Source organism: Dyadobacter frigoris, assembly GCF_005280585.1.
Lineage (GTDB): Bacteria > Bacteroidota > Bacteroidia > Cytophagales > Spirosomataceae > Dyadobacter > Dyadobacter frigoris.
Window position 1 is genome coordinate 77,764 of record NZ_SZVO01000003.1, and the last position, 21,716, is coordinate 99,479.

11 protein-coding genes are annotated in these 21,716 nt (G+C 37.5%); 2 read left to right on the forward strand and 9 right to left on the reverse strand.

Annotated features, from left to right (window positions below):
- Positions 1 to 504 precede the first annotated feature (504 nt).
- Positions 505 to 957: a Fic/DOC family N-terminal domain-containing protein gene (locus tag FDK13_RS36040; protein ID WP_229215943.1), complete on the forward strand. Its 453-nt coding sequence runs from the start codon at positions 505 to 507 to the stop codon at positions 955 to 957.
- Positions 954 to 1,592, forward strand: coding sequence for a Fic family protein (locus tag FDK13_RS36045; RefSeq protein WP_229215944.1), 639 nt, complete (start codon positions 954 to 956; stop codon positions 1,590 to 1,592). Before FDK13_RS36040 ends, FDK13_RS36045 begins: the two co-directional genes overlap by 4 nt.
- A gap of 251 nt (positions 1,593 to 1,843) precedes the next feature.
- On the opposite strand, the gene FDK13_RS07420 is transcribed toward FDK13_RS36045, so the two are convergent.
- The 9 genes from FDK13_RS07420 to FDK13_RS07460 form a co-directional block, all read right to left on the reverse strand.
- Positions 1,844 to 2,632, reverse strand: coding sequence for a phage integrase SAM-like domain-containing protein (locus FDK13_RS07420; protein ID WP_137339364.1), 789 nt, complete (start codon positions 2,630 to 2,632; stop codon positions 1,844 to 1,846).
- A gap of 718 nt (positions 2,633 to 3,350) precedes the next feature.
- Positions 3,351 to 5,654, reverse strand: a complete 2,304-nt coding sequence (locus FDK13_RS07425; RefSeq protein ID WP_137339365.1) for a PIN domain-containing protein — start codon at positions 5,652 to 5,654, stop codon at positions 3,351 to 3,353.
- Positions 5,655 to 5,657: 3 nt separating this feature from the next.
- On the reverse strand, positions 5,658 to 11,273 hold the full coding sequence (locus FDK13_RS07430) for a sacsin N-terminal ATP-binding-like domain-containing protein (RefSeq protein WP_137339366.1): 5,616 nt from the start codon (positions 11,271 to 11,273) through the stop codon (positions 5,658 to 5,660).
- Positions 11,274 to 11,506: 233 nt separating this feature from the next.
- A complete protein-coding gene (locus FDK13_RS07435) occupies positions 11,507 to 12,505 on the reverse strand; it encodes a GIY-YIG nuclease family protein (RefSeq protein ID WP_137339367.1) in 999 nt (332 codons plus the stop codon).
- 89 nt (positions 12,506 to 12,594) lie between these two features.
- Entirely contained in the window at positions 12,595 to 13,248 is a 654-nt protein-coding gene (locus FDK13_RS07440) for a hypothetical protein (RefSeq protein ID WP_137339368.1), read from the reverse strand.
- Positions 13,249 to 13,289: 41 nt separating this feature from the next.
- Complete coding sequence (locus FDK13_RS07445) at positions 13,290 to 16,664, reverse strand: TM0106 family RecB-like putative nuclease (protein WP_137339369.1); 3,375 nt, start codon at positions 16,662 to 16,664, stop codon at positions 13,290 to 13,292.
- 30 nt (positions 16,665 to 16,694) lie between these two features.
- The gene (locus FDK13_RS07450; protein ID WP_137339370.1) at positions 16,695 to 17,351 is read right to left on the reverse strand and encodes a DUF4391 domain-containing protein; all 657 of its coding nucleotides are present in this window, start codon (positions 17,349 to 17,351) and stop codon (positions 16,695 to 16,697) included.
- Entirely contained in the window at positions 17,351 to 20,578 is a 3,228-nt protein-coding gene (locus FDK13_RS07455) for a helicase-related protein (protein WP_137339371.1), read from the reverse strand. Before FDK13_RS07455 ends, FDK13_RS07450 begins: the two co-directional genes overlap by 1 nt.
- Positions 20,565 to 21,710: a hypothetical protein gene (locus FDK13_RS07460; RefSeq protein WP_137339372.1), complete on the reverse strand. Its 1,146-nt coding sequence runs from the start codon at positions 21,708 to 21,710 to the stop codon at positions 20,565 to 20,567. Before FDK13_RS07460 ends, FDK13_RS07455 begins: the two co-directional genes overlap by 14 nt.
- Positions 21,711 to 21,716 lie beyond the last annotated feature (6 nt).

Here is a 21,716-nt window from a genome sequence, read left to right on the forward strand (position 1 = left end):
CTTTTTGAAGGCTAACTGCTGCTGCAAATGCACAAATGGCCATTCAACTTTATGAAGACCGCAGATAACAAATATTCAAGCGGTCAAAAAAAACCGCCAATTTCTCGTAAACCATTTTATTCTGACTATTCTTTCAATATAAACTTATCTGTTCGATGGAACCATGTTTATCAGATCGGTATAGTTTATAATTTTGGGTGATGAAAAATGCATATTCTACGATCAATGGCAGACAAAAGGTATCGGCAAATAGGCTATTTGCAATAAAAATGGTTTCGAATACCAAGACTATTTAACTTAAAGAAGTTCACATAATAAAGGATTATGCGCCGATCCAAAACGTATAATTTCTCAAAGGCAATTTGCTGAATGCAATATGCAAAAATCTGGCTTTTTAATTTTAGGTAATTTCTATCCTAAAATAAACGAGGGTAAAATTTGTCTATTTTCACCCTCGTTGTCAATATGGAGGTAATTTTTGCCCTCGTTAATAAACAATAGAATATGACTTATCATCCATTACATCCATATAATGATCTACCTGACCTGCCGCCAAAGGTTGAAATTGAGACAAAGATTATCTTAAAAAAGACGATATCGGCTAGCCGGGCACTTTCTGAGTTAAAGGGCGCTATTACAACCCTGCCTAATCCACTATTGTTTATTGATATGATAAACCTGCAGGAAGCGAAAGCAAGTTCCGAAATTGAAAACATTGTAACAACCCAGGATGCCCTCTTTCAGGCATCAGTGGCCGAAAAGTTCATTGGGAATACTGCTACTAAAGAAGTTATACATTACAAAGACGCTTTGTGGTACGGCTTAGAGCAAACTACAAAAAGACCCATTTTGACAACTAATCTCTTTATTGAAATCATGCAGATCATTAAAGAGAATAGATGGGCGATTAGAAATCTGCCAGGAACACAATTAACTAACCCGCAACTAACCAAGTGATCTATACTCCCCCAGAAGGAGAAAACATAATTCGTGACAAACTGCAAGCATTGGAAAGCTTTATCAATCAGGAAGATTATCAAATTGATCCTTTGATCAAACTTGCGTTGATCCACTATCAATTTGAAGCAATTCACCCATTTTTTGACGGTAACGGAAGAACCGGAAGAATTATACTTCTCCTATATTTAAAAATATGTGGACTGATAGACTTACCAGCCTTATATCTGAGTAGTTATATCCTACAAAACAAAAATGAGTATTATACAAGCTTGCGAAATGTAACAGAAAACAACGATTGGGAAAGTTGGATTCTTTATATCCTGGATATGATAGAAGTTGTGTCAGAAAATGGACGGAACCGCATTCAGAAGATTGAGCAATTGATGACCAAAATGGGTGGGGAAATTAAAGACACTTTACCTAAAATTTATTCAAAAGACTTAATGGAAGTACTTTTCAGATTTCCTTACGTGAAAAGAAATTTCATTGAAAGTGCAGGGTTAGGAAATATTAAAACATCGGGGGCCTACCTCAGAAGCCTGGAAGCAAAAGGATTTTTGAAGAGCATAAATGTCGGAAAGGAAAAATTATATCTGAATCACAAATTGATGGATATTCTGAAAGAAAATTAAAAAACCGCAACTTTCTCTATCTACGTCGGTATGAAATCTTCTTATGAAATAATATTAGATATCAAAATATCGGATATTTAGCAGCACGCTCAGAGAATTTAGGGTTATTACCTAATCGACGTGACCCCTTTTTCGCTTTTCGACTCACGTACATTAAAACATGTACCCAATTTTATGATTAAAGAGAGATAAGAATCGTTTTCTGCCTTTTGATTACAAGCCACTTCCCTCCGTCTACTCCGGTGATAATTTCAGAGCGGCCCATCCTGTAAACATCGATATAGGCAAGTCCTGTGTAGCAGCAGAAAAGAAAAATACCTCCCAACTGCTTCCCTGTCACGATCAGTAAATGCAATATTTTTAGTGGTAACCGCCTGCTTTAATTTTCTTGTCTTAAATGAATTTACAGGAATCGTGACACGATCCTTTAAATACCGGTACAGCGTGTTAAGGTGAATAATTGTATTGTTAGCCGTACGGGAGGTATTTCCAAGCGTAGTGAGCAAGTGATCACGGAATTTAATAACGTCCTTATCTGTGAATTCCTGAATTATAAGAATGTGCTCACCAGCATAATCTTTTAACTTATTAATAGCAGATTGATAAGTCCCAACCGATTTTGGTTTCAGCGTTGTGTTTATGATACTAAGAACTTTATCCAGACACCTAACCAGATCATTTTCACATTCTGTTAAAATGGAAGTTTCATCAGAAACCACCTCTCTTTTGAAGTAGTAACCTTTTTCTAATAATTCGTTGGTGTCAGCAATTATCTTATTGGCTTCATGAACACGAGCCTTTTTTGTCTGGAAAGACATTGAAACTTTGATTCTCTTTCTAACGAGTCCATCGAGAACTTCGTCCCAGGCGTAGTATTCAACATACCACTCTTTGGTTAAATCACCGTTCCGGTCACGCAGGATAGCGCGCCTGAACGGCTTGTCGCCATTATGGTCTTTTATCATTTTCTTAGTGTGTGTGTTTGTCCCGGTAATTGTCCCGAACAACAAAAAAGCCCCTCCTGCGAGCAGGAAGGGCATGTTGCAGAGAGAGAGGGATTCGAACCCAATCTGTATCTAGCTTATTTTCAGTAATTTATGACGATCAAAATTTGCCTGCTCCCGGATTGCTCACTTGATGCTTAAAATTGGGCAATTGTTACATCAAAATTAGGAATTAACTAGCTTATAATCAATAGTTTAATGAAATAAATTTTCAAATCTCCGCGGGTTCGAGTGTCAAAAGGATCGTTTTTTAAATTTGTAAATAGCTTAATTTAAGCCACTTAACGAAAGAATTTACCTAACTTCACCCTTTTTTACTGATTTTTTCAAATTTTTCAGCCGAGAGTCCATTTAATGACCAATTTGATAAAATACATTTATCAGCCAACAGCTATTCGATCTTCATGACCCGCCTGACGACCAGAATATCTACTATCTATGAACGGGTCGCCCTTCCAGAAAGTATAACTCAGGTGATGCACGGATATTGCTTAGAGGTGATTGTTCAGCTCACCTTCCAGCATGGACTCCAGAAGATTTTTTAACATCGGAGGAAATTCCCCGTCGGTACCACCCATTTTTTTGCCGTCACAGAGACCTTGCATCGCTTCTTCTTTGAACCGGTTCGCCGGAGCGATCGAAGGATTCGTTTGTCTTCATTGTGTCGATAAGTTTAAAATCAATTTACTTATTTTTTCCCTTAATAGAATTAAGAGGTGACAGTTTAGTTTTCAGTCTCTGTAAGACCGCTATTTCATCTCTTCAAAAAATCCTTCAAGCTAATGGTTGCCATACCTAAACCCTTGGCTTTTATCTGCAAGCCATTATCAGATGTCAATAGAATCGGGTTCTCGGCTTTGTATTTGAGAGCTACGGACAGAATTAAGTTGTCAGGTGACTTCCTATTAAAATCAATTGGCAGTAAAGATAATTCTGCCGTCTCCATTTTTACATTTTTTCTATCCAAACTCAAATTTATATTTTTCAAAGCTCGTCGAACATTATTCTTTAGTTCTTCCGACAATGAAATCTTCAAATAATCGAGTTCATCTATAACTTTGGCAGAAAGAACTACGAAAAATTTCTTATCAATTTTTTGTATTATATCAGGATAATCAACAAATACATTTGTGTCAATTACATACATGTTTTCCTTCTGCGAATCTATTTCTTTTTTCTTTCTTTCAAATTGAGATACATCAATCTTACCAACCACTTTAAGCCCAATTAGTGTAGAGGAATTAACTTCCGTATCGATTGCAAGATTTACTAAATCCACGTTGACAGCACTACTTGGTTTCAATTCTTCTGATAGATGAGATTCTACAAGATCTAGTGGATAGTTAAAGGCCAAGCTGTCTCTAAGTTTTGATAGAAACAAAGCAACCTCACCATGAAGCTTCACCTTCCTACCAAAATCATGTTCTACCAAAATAAATGTCGATTTTTTTGCTCTGCTTGTAGCAACATTAAAACGATTAACATTATATGAAAATGAACTAGATGACGGTATTACATAAAAGCAATAGTCAACATCTAACCCTTGTACCCTATCAACAGTATCGATTAAGTAATCTCTACTCTTAGTTTTGCTTTTTAAAGATTGTTGTAAAAATTTAAGTACTTCGACATACGGTGTTAGAACTGCCATCGAGGAATTTTTAAGAAATGATATTTCATCAATGGCTTGTATCAGAAATTTTTCCATTTCGCTATTTATGCTACCAGAGTTATTATGGAACAGCAAGAGTGAAGGACCGCCATTAGAGTGCATAATCCTAGACAACGTTGGAAGTTTTTTAATATCCAAATCAATATCCTCAAATAAAGATTTTGACCTTATTGTGCCCTGATAAAAAACATTGGTAAATTCTGTTGACCGTTGGGTTAATCTCCGGCTTTCAATTTTTCTTTTGAACTTAAAGCCTAACACTTGGCTAACCACATTCATTCCATTAATTAAATCGTTTACATCTGGAAATACCTCATAATTTTTATTAGTCACGATAGGGACAATTTGTTTAGGGTCACCCACCACAATCACCTTCTTCCCAATTTTACAAGCAGCTGCAATCGTAGTTAAATAGGCCTGAGACGCCTCTTCAACAATAACATAATCAAACGTCTGAGTCTGCGTCTCCCAAATTTTAGAAAATTGATAGTAGGTAGTAAGTATCAAGATACCTTTTGCCGCAATCAGATCTTTCGCATCCATTACTAGGGAAAACCTTTGTTTCTCATCTAGCAGGAGAGGCAATTTTGATACACGTTGTTCCTTGAAAAGCTTTTCAAAAAAGGGCTTTTCACAAACTTCCATAGCAGCTTTGTTTGTTAAAGCTGTGATCATCACAGACTTATTGTCTAAAACAAGGCGAGAAACTAAATCAGCAATTTGATAGGTTTTTCCTGTACCAGGTGGTCCCTGGAGTACATATACATCATTTACTTTTAAGTCGTCAATGATACTTTGAACAATATCAATCTCTTCCGTTAACAATTCAGGAGCTCTGTTTCTATCAACCGTATACTTAAAATTCAAAATATTGCACCAGATGTCGGTGTTTTCAATGTTTATAGACTCGCTAAATTGTTTCAAATTTATTAAATACTCGAACGGAGGAAGCGTAGGGCCAAATGCTATAATTTGATTATACAGCAGACTGTCAACAAACTCTTTTTCCATCCCTCTTAACAGCATCGTTATCCATCCTTCTCTTTTGGATGGTATATAATCTACAATGACAGTCTCGGAACTGTTTCTATCCTTTAACAGATCTGCATAAATCATCTCTCCCCAAGAAGATGGTCGCTCCATACCCGCTTTAAGAGTAAAACAATTCATTTTTTGATCTAGCCGGGGAGAACTATATTTCTCCCCGGCAGGGATATCTACGAAAACATTACCTCTTTTTTCGTCAACACCTTTATATTGACCTACATATACCTCCCCATCCTGGAAAAGTGATATACCACTTGCATTAAAAGTTTTTTTCACTGAGAATTCTAATTCCCTTAGCTCCTCAGTATAAAAATCGATTTGATCCTGCCTAGCTATCATTTGTCAAAGTTTAAAATCATCGTCAGAAACAGCAATATCACTTTCTTCTATCCGAATACTTGACTTCTTCAACTTGGAGAAGAGACTTTCCCTCATCTTCTCACTTGTTACAAGTATCATATGTGCATCGGATTCCAGTGAGTCGAAAACATCATCCATTTTCGACTCCTGTTTATTATTAGAAACACGAAACAATACATTTTTCGACAGATCGTCATTCAGTAGATCAATTCTATCTTTGAATAATCTCACAGAGTTGCCAGGATAGACTACGGCCAAGTAGGTATATAGATCCTCCAACATATCCCAATGTTCCTTATCCAGATATAGTAGCCCTCCCCTTGCACTACGAACAATACACGTAATCTTATTACCGTTTGAATCAATAATATCATATAGCGCTGAATACTTCAGCCCACTTTCACCTTCACTCACCTTGTATCCCTGCTCGCTCAGGTAATACAATACGTGAACCTTAGCATTATCATTTTCATCCTTTTGTTTCTCTGATGAAATCCCGAAACGATCTTGAATCATCCTGTCGAATGTTTCATTATAGGTAAATTGAGGCTTTTCTAGTATAGATGGATCCCTACGCGTTTCTAATTCCCACTTTTCCAAAGACTGCAATGCATTTTTAGGAAAAACATTCGATAAATACCTCATTAAATCTGACCTAAGCAAATTAGAAAAATAATATTTCCCCCCATATGTTATTTTTAAGTCTTTGGTAAAAGCCTTAATATCCAGATTATCATACATCATCCTGAAAGGAATTTCTCCACCATCATAGAGAAATATCGGGTAGTTTCTATGCTCGATCCACTCCTCATAAAATGGCTCATTCCATAATTTAGATTTTCCTTCCAACCGTTCCGTATCGATACTGGAAGTAACTTTAATAGTTTCTGTCTTAAAATGTGATATTTGCTTGCCGCAAGTGTCGTCTACGATTAAAACTTGATGATCCCGTTTAGAGAGAGCCTGAAAAATCTCAAAAGATAATTCTTGATCTAGTTTCAAAATCAGCAGTTTTCGATCCAATTTTACATTAATAAATTTATAAGTTCTACGTCCGTCCTCATTGATTCCACCGATTATTGGTATTGTTAAAGACGTAATACTTCCTTTGTTAAAACTTACCTGGTTATTAATTAATCTTATAAGATCAATGCTACGGGTAATTATTTCTGAACTAAATTTTGCTAACCAAATATTTGTATTCCAAATAAGTTGATGGTTTTTCCTAGATTCATCATAGTAATGATCCACTTTAACTCTATCATAATTTTCCGAAATAACTTCGCGTCTTAATTTAACAATAGAGCTCTCGAATTCATTATAACCCAATTGAGAGATAAAATGAATCCGCTTTTCTACGTCTAACTCAATCCATTCTTGCAGCCAATGAGGCAATATTTCGCTTGAAATAGCCCAATCTTTCTGAACACAATTTCTAAGATCAAAATCAATAAAACTAAATCCATTTAAATCCACGAGATCAATATCATGGATTATGTCCAAAAATCTTTTATAAGAAGAAAATAAAGAAATTAAATTCTTCTGGTTTTGGAAATAATTATCAAAATGCATTTTAGACCATTTGCAACCAGAATTAACCGAACGATATAAAATTTGAAACACCACTTGATATTCGGTGTAATACCCTCTTGACTCAGACTCTATTCTACTACAAATTTCATTTATCGGCAGTGATCTTGTCTTAAAAATTAGTTTCCTTAACTTGGTCTTATCTGTAATTTCAAAAAATGAGACAATTAATTTATCAAGGATATCTGACTCTCCTTTAAATTCCTCCAAAATATCAGAAAGTTTGAGAATTTTCTTTCCATCACCCTTCCCAATATAAACGTTGTTACTAAGATCAAAGTCACTCAATGAACTATTGCCAATTTTTATTTTATTGCGAAGGTCATCAATGACAAACTGTACATCAGGATCAGTGGTGTCAGGCCCTTCCACAACTCTTAAAATGTTGTTAACAATTATATGTTCTGGTGAAGAGGCCGAATACTCAAAATCTAAACCTAGCTTTAATTCCGGGAGATTTTCAATAAATTTCCTAAATACCTTCCAATCCGCATTTCGTGGTAAGTAACTTGCAAAATTTTGGTCATATAGCTTTGTTTCAATAATCGATTTTAACAAAGCGTGATCTCTCAATAAGCCAATTTTACTTCTAGTTTCACTACACAATTCAAGATCAAGCTCCTGAAATAATCCTTTTAAACCTTCAATACTATTGATATATGATTTAAGAAATGTTTCAGAACTATCGAAAACTTGCTTGTTTCCTATTGGCACAATTGACCATTTGTTCTCCGAGGTAGAGATAAAGGTATATTTAAAGAAAAAGTCACTATAACTGCCATCTGCCTCCATCCAGTCCAAAAGAATGTTGGCTGATGTTATATCCAAGTTTTTTAAGCTCTCCCAATTATCAAATGGCTGACTATCCATTTTTAGTGAAAATAAATTAATAATCTCTTTACAATCCAGTACTGGATACATTCGACCCAGAATGCCACCAAGATTATCATAATTTATTGAAGAAATAGACTGAAACGCCCGCGACCAAAAGACTCCATCACATTCCAAAAATCTTGTTTCATCATTAATATATAGCCATGGTATTAAAGCCCACTGACTTTGTGAAATATCAACATCCTCATTTCTCCAAGAGAACGATTCTTTTAGAAACTGAATATATTGTTGTATACTTTCCTCTTTAAATTGTACATTCCATTCGCTAAAAAGAGATTTATTTAAAATGAACTTCGTAAAGACATCCTGTTTTGATATCAATTGTTTTTTTAGCGAATCAGGTAGGGCATTGTATTCTACCTTGCTGATTATAAAATCCCTTATAACAGTATTATTTAGGACTTCTTCAAAACTGATTAATTGATGAAGCGGTCTCGGAGTTCCTTTGCTATCGACAAATAACGTAAGTTGTCCAAAATACCTACTTACGCCTATACCATCCATAAATGGTGCATTTTGAAAAAAGTCAATCAGCATCAACTTTGTCGAAATAGGCATGTTTGACAAATTACCATTAGCCGCTATTCTTTCATATGTTAATGTCTTATCATTAACATATCCATTTAATGAACGTATAACGCCATTGATATTAGTGTAATTGGCAAAGTTAAGGTTAACGGTGTGATAGCCGAGATGTTGAAATAGATTTTCGTAAGTTGCCGTATTTACCGTCATTATCCAAGCCTCCTCCTCATTAACCAAAACTTCAAGTGACAATAGTTCACCATTGTGAACTACAAAAGGAATTTTACTAAAATATTCAGGTACAAAACCTGCTAACTTTTCCAACCACCCGAGTAGCTCGGGTCTCTCAAACAGAGATTTTTCGGCTATTATTCTTCCCAAGCGCTCGCATATTATTGGAGTAACATGCTCTGCTAGTTTCTCCAAATCAATAGTCTCCAAATTTAAATATTCACAATCTCGAATATATCTTGTATCAAGATTGGGATGTGGAAGATACTTTTGGGTTTGGACAATTTCATAAAAAACTTCGTGACCAAATAATTTTACCAGGCCTGATGTATCAATAATTGTTTCTGAAATTAATTGTATCTCGTTCCTATCATTAACAACCGTACATTCTAATTCTAATCGTTCTAAGTATCTCTCATTATAACTGTCTATTATTACCTGAGCGGTATCGTCCTCAGGAAGTAGATTCCTTAGTAATAGTGATAAGTACGAGTTAAAAGATCTATTATCCCTGACAAACTCCGACGCGTAGTATGATATAGTAGCTACATGATTGTCTGCTACCTTTAACATGATAAACTTGTTCCATAGATTATCACCCTGTATCTTTTGACGGTCTGAGGAAGGAACAAAATCGGCGTTTATCAAAAATGGCAGTTGGAATCTTGTATCCTCCATTGGGAGGTAGGTGAACAGACTTGAATATTTTGCAACTCCATTTGCGTAGTCTCGTTCTGGTATAATTTCATTTTCTTCCAGTAATATGCCAAACGAAATTTCCGTTTCGTCGACAGAGGCCAATTTGGGAGGAATTGTTTCAATTTCTCTACCTTCTAAATCCGTGAAATAATATGTTACCTCATTGTAGTCATTAATTTTGTGTTGCTTTTTCAATCCAATATTGGATTGAGAAAATGAAATGTCCGAAACTTCTATGTTATCGAAAATTCGCTTTGTATAATAATAAACTTCATTTTTTTCACCTTTTCTAGACTTAGTAATTTCAGCGACATCGTCGATATCATTTCGAAAAACAGTAACTCCATTTTTAGGAGATCTAAATTTTGATATGTTTCGAAGGAACAGAAGGAACTGCGGACGCTTGGCGATGTTATCTATTGCTACTTTATATTCATCAATATTTGTTTCACCAAGTTTTAGAGCGAATTGAACCGGATTGTTAAAATTATTGAAGTTGCTATCATTGAAGTCTTCTGGCAAATGACTTTGCCATATAGGTATAACCTGCCATGGTATGTCCGTTGAACCGTTAAAACGCGTCTTTTGGTTTTTGAACTTTAATTTATCTTCTTCTAACAGTTCTGGATATTTTCTATACCTTTCACCAGCAAAATAAAAATTATCAAAATCCTCAAAAATACTGCTGTTGCGAAGGAACGCAAATTGATAGCCTCCAGACTTAACCCACACTTCTGTACTATCAGTAAAAACTGATTTGAAACCAATACCCTTATATCCCGTTTTCTTGTTATCTCCACGTTTAGTGCTTTCTGCCGCACTAGTTATGGCCTCTACGTCATTTTGATTAAAAAGAGCACCATCATGCATAATAAAGAAGTAATCACCCTTGATATCAATATGAAACTCTACTTTCTCCCTACCCGGCGCGTCATCTGCGTTTTGTAACAATTCAAAAATCATTCGCTGCTTGGAGGAATACATTCCTTTACCGATTTCACGCATTAAATTAGCAATCATTTTGTTGGCCTCAGGATTACTTAGTCTCTCAAAACGTAATCGAATAAAATCTTTGTACGGATTTACTTCCAATTTTTTAATTGAGTGCGATACAGCACTGGGTAGTTTCCCAATATTTTCTTTTATGGAAAAAGAATAGTAGTTATTTTCGGACAAGGATATTTTGGGGTCAACAAAAACATTCAATGGCTCCTTGTTCCGCAATAAAATTTCACCAGAATCAGCACTCATCACAAATATAAATTCTGCATATCTATCATTTACACTTCGATAACATCCATAGTAAATAGATTCAATTGAGTTTATTTGGGGATCTATTTCTTGGCTTAACGGATTTACAGCTTTTATTTTCAAAGAATACGGATTATTTCTACCCTTTGGCTGATTCGTGAACTCCAGTTCTACCAAATAAGAATCTCCGTCATTAAGCGTTTGTACATCTCCCCAATAGAATGAGATTCGCTTATCCTCAACACTTATATTCTCGATCGTTGGATAAAATAATTTTGCTTTACTGAGAGGATTTTTAAAACTATGGAAGTAACCATGTGATTGATCCTTGCTTTTAGTTAAGGTTGCGATCAATATTAAGTCGTTACTCTTCCAATTGCTCTTAAGCTGTGTTGTATTATCTCGCATATAAAATATTGATAAAAATCCCAACTAATTTTCGTACTAGTGCTTCTCCTAGTTATCATACCCGTATCGATCAAGTCACCCCTTCAAGTATTTAAGATGTTACGAATTAACTTCAAATTATTCAACGCATTAAAACCACAAAAGGTCTTTTGAGAAAGAATCTCAACTAATTCTGACCTGTAACTTTAAGAAACCGAAAGAATACAACTTATCAACAGCGAGATTACAGACAATCAACTCACCAAGCCATTTAGACTCAACTCACTTTCAGCTAATCTCAATTGGTCATTTTGCCATTCGTGATAGTTTTTCTTGGTTCCTTGTACCAACCACTCCTTACGACCATTTGCCGCTCTTGCAAAAACGCATGCGGCAGCAGCACTAGGACTAGCAAATGCCACATCTTCTTGAAATACCCCCTTCCCACTACCACCATCAACGCGGATTTTACCCTCAGCAATCAAAGTTTCAAAGAGCTTTCGATAATTGTGCGCTGAGTTATTTCCCCATACAGCTTTGGATTCAGAACCAGCCAAAACAACAAAGTCACCATCCACTTGTTTTGCAGAAGCTTTCAAATTATTTACCGTACTTACGATTTCAAATATCGGATTTTCATTAGATTCTTGCCTGATTGATTCAGGATTAACAGGGACACTAAGTTCTGTTGCAGGCAAGTTCAGAGGTGTCTCCACCGTTTTCGTAATTTTGGGTTTATCACGTAAGAAATCAAGACCAAGAACAGGTAAGACCAATCGAACCTGAGAAATAAAATATTCCATATCCGAGATATCTGCTTCCGGCAACCCATCATTTTTTGGAGAGGTATAATTGAAAAGATTAGCAGCACCGGTCGTCTGAATAATAGATATAAATCTTGCTTCCAGATAACGGATGTGAGCCTTAGTAAGGTTTTGATCTTTACTAGTTATGACACAGGCCCGTTCCCAAAAACCCTTCCCCTCATCTTTATTGTGCTGCAATAATCGGTGGCCGACATTATCACTTTCTCCGACATATACTGCTAATCGCTCCAATCCGTCTGGATCCGGGCCAGTCAAAAAGTAAATCCCTGTTTTCTTCATTTCAGGGCGTTGTATAATTTCCGTAATTTTGGTGCGAGGTCCCATTAAAATATGCCCCGTCCAGTTCATTACTTCAAGAGTTAGCACACCATGTGAAGAACCATCTACTAAGAATAATTTGATTGATTTACCTAATGTATGGTTCATGAGAAATTTCAATAGTTAAGGTTTTACGCAAATAGTTATATCGCTGATTATCAATTCATTTTCTAATTTTTAACAAATTCTAATAGCCTTTACCGCTTCGAATACTTACCCAAAGCGAACAAAACTCTGTCAATGTAATAACTGTAATCTTTGATTGCTCGTAGCTCAGGCTGAATATTATCGGAAGATAACCAGTCAATATACTCTTTGATTAAATCATGATGTTTGCTCGTTACGAGTTTAAAAGTACGCCAAGGCGCCACTTCATTCAAACTTGAAGTTCTAAAGATCCCGAACGCCCGTAATACATGCTGGTCAATTATAGGTTCGCCACTTTTACCAGAAAGATATTTACCAAACTGATAAAAGACAATTGCATCGTCAGGCAATTGTCTTTTATCAGTTTCTGCACTCTCAGTCACTCCTTTGATAATGTGCTTAATTTTTTTCAGATCACCATTTTTCCAAATTATAGCATACAATATTTTTGTTAATGGATCTTCTATATTACTCATTTCACCCTTCACAAATTCGTAATTTTCGTTAAGCATTCCTCTCTCGACTAAAAGTTTTATTTCACTAGGCGTAATCTTGAAATCAACCTTCGGATAAGTTTCCGAGTCCATTTTACATTTTTTAAGAATGTTACTCCCCTCGATTGTAATTAGTTCTTCAATTGACTTTGCATTTTGAATGAGTTGAAATTTTTCTTTTATAAACTTTGATTTCTCTGAATCTGGCATATATATATTTTTTCAAGGGGTTTAATAATCTAATCTAAAATTCATCTAGCCATCTCAATGTACCTGCAAAACGCATTAGCCAGCCTCATCTGGCTAGGGCTTTTGCACTCAGGCTCGAATAGTCTCGGGCTTGCTACTAAAATACAGGCGGACCTAGCCCGCGAAACTGCTACGTTAAGCCGATTCAAACTATAAAGAAATTCCATTCCCCTTGGCGCATCTTCCGGTGCTGATGTACTCATTGAGAATATTACCACAGGAGCTTCCTGTCCTTGAAATTTATCAACGGTTCCAATGTGAGTACCTGCGGGTAAAGCAGACTCCAAACCAACTACCTGGGCATTATAGGGAGCGATTACCATAATATCAGACAATGTCAGCACTCTCCTTACATTTTGCCCGTCAGTCCAAAACACATCTCCTTTAATTAGCTCGGAAACAATTTCTTGTACACGAGAAACTTCTTCAAGTGAAAAACTCTGGTTTCCCTCATGTACTACTGGCTCATACCACAATCCTGCACCGGTATATTTTGTATTCCCGTCAAGTAACTGTCGAATTAAGTGCGACTTAGAGCCTAGTCTACTTTCATAAAAAAGCTCAGACGTAAAGGCACAGATTTCTGGATGTAAGCGCCAGGTTGTATCTAAAAATATTCCCCTGTCTGATGGTATTGTTTTCTGTCCATTTAAGATATGTTCAAGTGCCGAGACTTCCGTTCCTTCTGGATGACTTCCTTGTTGTGGTTGCTGTAACTGCTGCGGATCTCCTAAAAGCACAATATTCTTTGCTGAAAGCGATACGGCCAAAGTGTCAATTAAGGATAACTGCCCAGCCTCATCAACGAAAAGCACATCAACAACACTTTCAAAATCTTCTCGTGCCCACAGCCAGGAAGTTCCTGCAGCAATGTTGGCTTGCCCAGTCACAAGCGCCTCTAATACTCTTTCATTCGTTGTAACCTCCAATAATCTTGGATTCGGATGCTCAGATCTGGCTTTAACTTTTTGTACACATGCTAATTCAACGTTTTGTTCATTGGCGGTTTTGATCACCTTATCCAGTAAACCACTTATAACTTTATGGCTAAGTGCTGTAATACCTACTTTTTTCCCGGCTGCTACTAATGCGATTATCATATTTGCTGCGGTATGACTCTTCCCTGCTCCGGGAGGACCTTGAATAGGCAGAACTCCCTGATTTAGCGCTAAAACGATATCCACGGCCGATGCCTGTGCGTCATCAGACAATTCGTAGTACTGAGTTACACGCGGAGCATTTTTTAATAACAGATCCCGTCCTGATCGAAAAAGCCCATCGGAGTCAATCCCATTATCTGCTACCCAAGTAGCCAGTCGAAAAATCGCTTGTTCCTTAACTGTATCGTCTATTTGCACATGCTTAAACACAGATATTGGGTGATTATCCTTAATACTTGGCCCTTTTCTTATATGTATTACGCATGCATCGAGGTCGATTACCTCAACGGTTCCGGCGTTTGAGCCGTCGTTATTTTTTAAGATATCTCCTTTCCTAATATCACAATCTTGCGCAGGATATTGATAGACATCAATGACACTTTTCTTATCTAATTCTCTTGAACCTGTGAAATCTAATCCCGACAGAGCTGCCTTTTCTTCAATCAATTCTTCTGGTGATAAAGCCAGTATTCGAAAATATTCCCACCAGATTGCTTTCTTCTCACGCCGATACCAGTCGAGCATGTTCGCTAACAGCCACCTTGCGTTTTCCTCTTCACTCCTTTCTTCAAAATTGATTGATACATCATGAGCCAATCTATCATTCAGCTCTTGAACTCGCTGCTGATGCTCAGTTAAGACTTCACTTGCTTCACCCGTGCCGATTTGTGGTCTCGAAATTTCATACCCCTCGCCCAATAAGTTTTCCCGAATAGTCTCTAACCAATTCCGCAGATTCTTAGTTGATAAGCAGTCCTCATGATTATAACTTTCAATAACCTGAATTGTATCCTCCGGAATTCGGTCACGATGGTTTGTTTCAATGAGCCTTTCGAAGGTTCTCAAATGATGGGATGCATCTCTGAGCTCCATCTTTCTTTGAAACTCATAAAAAACCTCCAATTCTTTCAAGGAATACCGTTCAATTCCAGCTCTTATGGCTTGTTTTACAATGCTGTAAATATCAATAAAAATATTTCCTCTAAGCATTTTGTCAATCTCAGCCTCACGCGTTGCATACTTGCCCATCAGCCTTTTCAAAGCGCTGGGCTCATATGCCGTATAATGGTAAATATGAAGATCGGGATAAGCTTCCCATCGCTCCATGACCAGATCAACAAAAGTTTCGAAAGCATCCTTTTCTTCTGATGCGTTCAATGCCCAAATCTTGTGGTAGCGATCATCGTCTGCAAACACCCATCCAAATAAATATTCCAATCCGGTTCTACCCACAAATGGATCGCCTTCAAAGTCAAAAAAGATGTCTCCAACTGACGGTTCCGGAAGCCTGCTGACACCAGTTAAATTGTTATGTGGCAAAAGTTCATACACTGGCACTTGTGTTTCCCGAGCTTGTAATTGAACCCTGGCTTGCTCCCGCACTCGCACATATGTTTCAATTGCACCACGTGCAGGTACTTGTGCTAACGGCAAAGCAACACCGGCAAGTTTTTCAAGTGTATCAACTCCCCATTTATTAATTTCACTAGTCTGAGAACCTGACAAACCTGCCACAAAAGAAAGATGATCATCATCTCTTCTACGTTGATCGCATTTTTGCCACCACCTACAAATGTCACATTGAGCAACAGGAACTGGATAAAGTTCAACATCCGTTGGCTCGATGGCACTCAGTAATCTATTTTTAATTAGGCGGTAGTAGGCAAGATAATCGTCAAGTCTGAAAGTATGCATGCTAAATCCGTCTGCAGGAGTCATCACATGCATCTGATCTGGCATGATTCCCTGAATTTCAGAAATCAATTCAGAGTATAGACAAATTTGCAAAATTGTCCCGGCCCGAGTCTCGTTGGCAAGTTTGGAATCAATTACTTCATACGACCAACTCCCCAGGTTACTCGGCTTGTCGACCTTTTTCAAAAAATCTGCACGACCTAACCAAATTTCACTTTTTAGACTCGCTTGGTAGATAATATCAACACCAGACTTCATTACAGAAATAGTCCGTTCAATGGCATTAGTCTCGTCGACTCCTGGTTCAAAGATACTGTATCCCTGTTCGTTTAGGTGGCTGAGATATTCCAGTTCAAATTCTAAGCCTCGTTCTTGTAAGATCGCAAGTGATGGATCTCGATAAGTTGGCGGTTCAATAAATCCATGCGCAGCAGCAAGATCTAAAGATGTTAAATGACGACATGCACTATGATTAGACAGGTCACCTGCCGAAATAATAATTCCGTGCTCGGTTTTTCTCATAACGTATTATTTTAGAGGGGGTCGAAAATTCTAGTTGTATTCCTTATCTAATTCTTTATACTCAGCTTTTTTCTTCTGAAGCTCAATATTTAGTTCTACTCGCTTATTAAATTGCTTGCATTTTGCAACTTCACTTTCAAGTTTGTTAATAGATGAGCTCAGTTTTTTTATTTTTTGTTCATAAATCGTTAGCTCAGCCAGACCCGTTATTTTTTCTGACTTACCAGACAATTGCCGACAGAAATCAAAATACACAAAATCTAAATTCTTTCTAAGATGCAATTCAAAAGTGTGCTTTTTTGTATCCAGCCAGTCACTTTTGTACACCCAATCAACTATCGCTACGTCACCATTAGTTGGATGGGGATGTTTTTGGCACGTGGAAAACATAACTTTATCATCCAGCACTACACAGAATATAATCGAATAAGGAACCGCTCGATTTATTATTTCCAATAGCTCTTCAAACCCTTCATCATTCCTTAATTCAAGCAAAAAAATCTGTATCTCACGAATGTCTGTACCACTCAAATTTATGGTTTCAGAACTAAGCTTATTAGACCAGCGTATCCGCTCTACCAGATCAACAAACTTCTTTTTTTGCTGTGAAGTTGTAAATGTGTCAAAGGCATTTTTAGGAATGATCTTATCCACTCTTGTAGTTGAAGGCAAATTCAGGAGATTCATTACTTCACAACAATAAAAGTTATAAGATTAAAGTCTTCCGTACCCTTCATTCCAGCTGCAAGAGCGGTGGTACCTCCGGACTTAAACAAACTAAGTACCTCTTTCTCCTCTTCCAATTTCAGTATTGAGCTAATGCTTTTCTGCAACAGCTGCGTGTATACGTGCATGTCTCGGTAGTCTCGTGTCTCCTTGCTTAATAGATGACATAGCTCTTCTAATGGCTCTGTTTGCCCTTTACAAAGGACACGAATCATATCAAGTGTTTTTTTGGCATCCAAATGACCATGCAAAACTCTTCCACTGTCCAGCACATACACCAGGTAAAAAGGTGCGAGGCGATTGAGTTTATCTATGTTTACTGAATTGTTTAGATTTTTAAGAACATAAATCACTCCCCTCTTGTCGGGATCAGTAGCCTTCGTTACTGCATGCAATCCCAGCGGTATGGATTTTAGGTTACCGTATGTCTTGATAAAGTTTGACAGGTCAACTCTGAAATCGTTCAGTCCCAGATCTGTGATACTGACGCCTTCACGTAGATCTTCCAAGTCAACCACTTCCTCCTGAAGTTTACGAAGTTGTATTTTCCGGTATTCCAGGTCTTTCTCTTCAGTGTTCAAAATGTTGTCATCGCCTGTGCTAGCGAGATTACTAATCAACATCTTGCTTTCCACACGCTGTTTCAGGTTGATGTAAGCGTCCAAGGTAACATCAGGCCAAAAATTTACCATGGTGATATTACTATTAATGGATCCAATACGATCAATCCTGCCAAAACGTTGGATGATCCGAACCGGGTTCCAGTGTATATCGTAGTTCACCAGGTAATCGCAGTCTTGCAAATTTTGTCCTTCTGAAATACAATCCGTTGCAATTAACACATCAATTTCTTCCTTTATAGAGGGAAATATAATGTCCTTCCCTTTTGAAACTGGCGAAAAACACGTCAATAATGCATTCAGATCAGACGGAATTTCTTTTGATGATGAGAGGCGCTTGGAGCCAGTTATGAGTGCTGTGTTTAATCCAAAGTTTATTTTCAGATAATCCTTCAAATGTGTATACAGGTAATTTGCCGTATCGGCAAATGCTGTAAACACGATAATTTTTTTGTTCCCGGGATTGATCGGATTCTGGATCTTAGCGGAGATAAGCTGCATGAGCTTATTTAATTTCAGATCTTCAATCCCCTTCAACGTGGTAATTTCGGTAAGAAGCTCATCAATGACTTGCATATCAGTCGAAAGATCTTCGCCCCATCGAACCACGTCCATATCAGCAATGTGTACTTTGACTTTATTGCCAAAAACATTCTCTTCTTCGCCCCACTCCGCTTCCCAGTCAAAATCTTCCGAAGAAGTATCTGCCTGGACGCCTGACACAGTTTCTGCATTTTCTTTGTGGATGGCATCTAAGGCTTCCGCAATAAGCTTTCTAATATTTTGAAGCGTTAGCACAAACGAATCTACCGAACTTTCTATACGTTTGAGCAGATTGATCCGCATCAAAAGTTGTAAACTCTTTTCCCGATCCTGCTGCCTGAAGGTTCCGGATTTTACCTTTTTATCGTAGCGTGCGGCATAAACTGGTACCCTACTTGGCAATATATAGTTTAAAGGAGAATAGACCGACAGGTTTAAAAACTCCAGCCAGTCAGCAATATCTTTGTAATTGACACCCTTCCCTTCCTTCAGGGCACTGTGAATAGAGATAGGTTTGCTGCGAATCGGGAATTTACCGATTGCAGTAGTGTCGTAATAAGTAGTTATGTGCTTGCGGGAGCGCGCAATCGTAAGGCTATCCAGGATTTCAAAAAAATCAAAATCCAGCATTTCCAATAAACGTTCGGAGGTTCGCTTGTCCGTCGGGTATTTAGACCAGGTATTAAACGCTTGTTGTGCCCTTCTGAAAACCAATTCTATTCCATGTTCCGTATCAAGCTTTGCGTCAATTGTGTCAGGTGCTCCCTCGTAAGCTATCGCCAATTGATTTCGAAGGTCATTAAACCGGTTATTTACTGGTGTAGCAGATAGCATCAATACCTTTGTCTCAATACCTTCCTGAATAATTTTTCTGAGTAACTTTTGATAACGATTTTCCTTTCCGACAACAGTATTGTTATTTCTAAAATTGTGGGACTCATCTATGACTACTAAACCATAATTACCCCAATTGACGCTTTCCAGGTTGCGACCATTACTAACACCTTTTTCACGAGAAAGATCTGTATGAAATAAAACGTCATAACCGAACTTGTCCTTGGCAAGTATATTGTTTTTATCATTATGACGGTAGGTATTCCAGTTCGCCTCTAATTTTTTTGGACATAGCACCAGAACATCTTTATTCCGCTTTTCATAGTATTTAATTACACCCAATGCGGTAAACGTTTTCCCGAGACCAACACTATCTGCAATAATACAACCGTTGTACTTTTCCAACTTGTTGATCGCACCTAACACAGCGTCTTGTTGAAAGTTATACAGCTTGTTCCAAATGACTGTATCCTTAAAACCAATACTTTCATTGGGTAAAGCCCCAAGGGATAGATCGTTTAAAAAATCCTGAAACAAATTATAGAGTGTGACGAAATAGATAAATTCGGGGCTGTTCTCTCTATAAGCACTTTCAAAATAACTCTGCACAGCTTCTGTTACATCAGCAAGATTTTCCTGATTGTCCCACACTTCACTAAACCACTCAAGATAGGCATTACTCTGAGGATATTCCGTTTTTTGAATCAGCGTTGGAAAACCTTTTTTTGGAGTGAAGCCGAGATCAGCAATTGTAAATCCATTCTGGTTAACATACGCAGCACCTTCTTCCTTTCCGTTATCCACGTGAATCAACCCGGTCAGCGGTAAACTTGCCTGCGTATTGGATTTGAATATTACTTTTTCCTTTACCCATTCAGCGCATTCTCTGGCAATTGCCCTTTGATTCATCTCGTTCTTGAGACGTACTTCGAATTTTCCACCACAAAGGTCTGCTTCATGAAGAACATGTGGTATATAAAATTCTCTGGATTCCTTTTGTATTTTCTCCTCTATAAAAGTCGGTGAAGTAAATATAAATTGCAGGGATTCTATTCCTCGCAATTCCTTTTTCAACGCCTCAAAGGCATAGATAGAGAAGCTGGACGCGGCTATCGATAATTTACTACCCCGTTTAATTTCGGTTTTCAAGTCATCGCCCAGGCGACTAGATATATTATCAAAGAGTTTCATTCTCAATAGCAATTTCCGTTGGTAAATTATTGCCGAAAAGTATCTGGGGAACTCCCGTCTTTTTAATTTCAACAATCTTGTTATCTACCAGTTTGTAATAAGATAAATCAAGATGACTGAAATCGATTGGGTTCCTGGCAGATGGATTTTCTAACAGCCAGTGTTCTGTACAATGAGCATTATGTGGACTAGTGCGAGTAATAAAAACCGCCGAAACCGTCGTAAATTTTGGTGTCGTGTTATTAAAAATTCCGTTGACATCGGAGTGGTGGATTACCTCAATGCCATCTTCGGTAACCCAGTGATTACCAAAGATGGCATTAAAAGCATCTCTTGCAGTGGTGTATTTATAGCTTATAGCATTTATACAGATAATAAAAGGTTTATCCAGAAGTCCATACCTCCTTGCCTTATTACTTACAGCTTTGCGAATTGACTCGTCGGATCCTCCCCAAAAAGCTACTGGCGGCTGCGATACGATAAGTGGTTCCGGTTCAACTGTAGAAGGATACAGGGCGTATTCTAAATCAAGGCAATCGTCCGAATAGAAGTAATCCCTGATAAAATCCGGGTTGTTTTGCGAACCTTCAAAACCTTTAAGCTCGTCACGAAGATCCTGAAATGAATCTCGGATATGTGCCTTAATAGTAGCGGTTTTTGGGTTGCGGCTTGTTTTAAATTCAAGTCGGTTAATGGATAACCAAAAATCCTTACACGGAATCTCATTAATTGAATCCAATAATATATCCTGCCTATTTCGTAAAGCTACTTCCGCCTCAGTCAGATCTGTTGCCACTTTGGCCTCGATGTATATTTCTAGTCCTTCTTTAACTGCCAGAAAATCCGGAGTCTTCGTGGAAGCATCCAGACTTACATGAGGTTTCATATTAAAACCTTGTTTCAGGAACAATTCATGAATAAACAGTTCAAAGTAGGCTGAGTCAAACTGAGCTTTGAAATCAGACTTTAACTGCCCCTGATGATCAGAAGGATAGTAGGAAAACCAATCGTTCATTCGCTCTCTGACCCGAACAAATTCCTCCTTGGCCGACCCATCATAAAAGCGATAAGTGCTATGCCTGTTTTTCGCGTAGTTCAGGTTTTCCCTATCTTTCCGATCAAATAATTCCATACTGTT

Coding starts and splice junctions, on each gene's coding strand:
- FDK13_RS07440 (WP_137339368.1), bottom strand. CDS start 13,248: ATGCCAGATTCAGAGAAATCAAAGTTTATAAAAGAAAAATTTCAACTC.
- FDK13_RS07425 (WP_137339365.1), bottom strand. CDS start 5,654: ATGATAGCTAGGCAGGATCAAATCGATTTTTATACTGAGGAGCTAAGG.
- FDK13_RS07435 (WP_137339367.1), bottom strand. CDS start 12,505: ATGAACCATACATTAGGTAAATCAATCAAATTATTCTTAGTAGATGGT.
- FDK13_RS07455 (WP_137339371.1), bottom strand. CDS start 20,578: ATGAAACTCTTTGATAATATATCTAGTCGCCTGGGCGATGACTTGAAA.
- FDK13_RS07445 (WP_137339369.1), bottom strand. CDS start 16,664: ATGAGAAAAACCGAGCACGGAATTATTATTTCGGCAGGTGACCTGTCT.
- FDK13_RS07420 (WP_137339364.1), bottom strand. CDS start 2,632: ATGCCCTTCCTGCTCGCAGGAGGGGCTTTTTTGTTGTTCGGGACAATT.
- FDK13_RS07460 (WP_137339372.1), bottom strand. CDS start 21,710: ATGGAATTATTTGATCGGAAAGATAGGGAAAACCTGAACTACGCGAAA.
- FDK13_RS36040 (WP_229215943.1), top strand. CDS start 505: ATGACTTATCATCCATTACATCCATATAATGATCTACCTGACCTGCCG.
- FDK13_RS07430 (WP_137339366.1), bottom strand. CDS start 11,273: ATGCGAGATAATACAACACAGCTTAAGAGCAATTGGAAGAGTAACGAC.
- FDK13_RS07450 (WP_137339370.1), bottom strand. CDS start 17,351: ATGAATCTCCTGAATTTGCCTTCAACTACAAGAGTGGATAAGATCATT.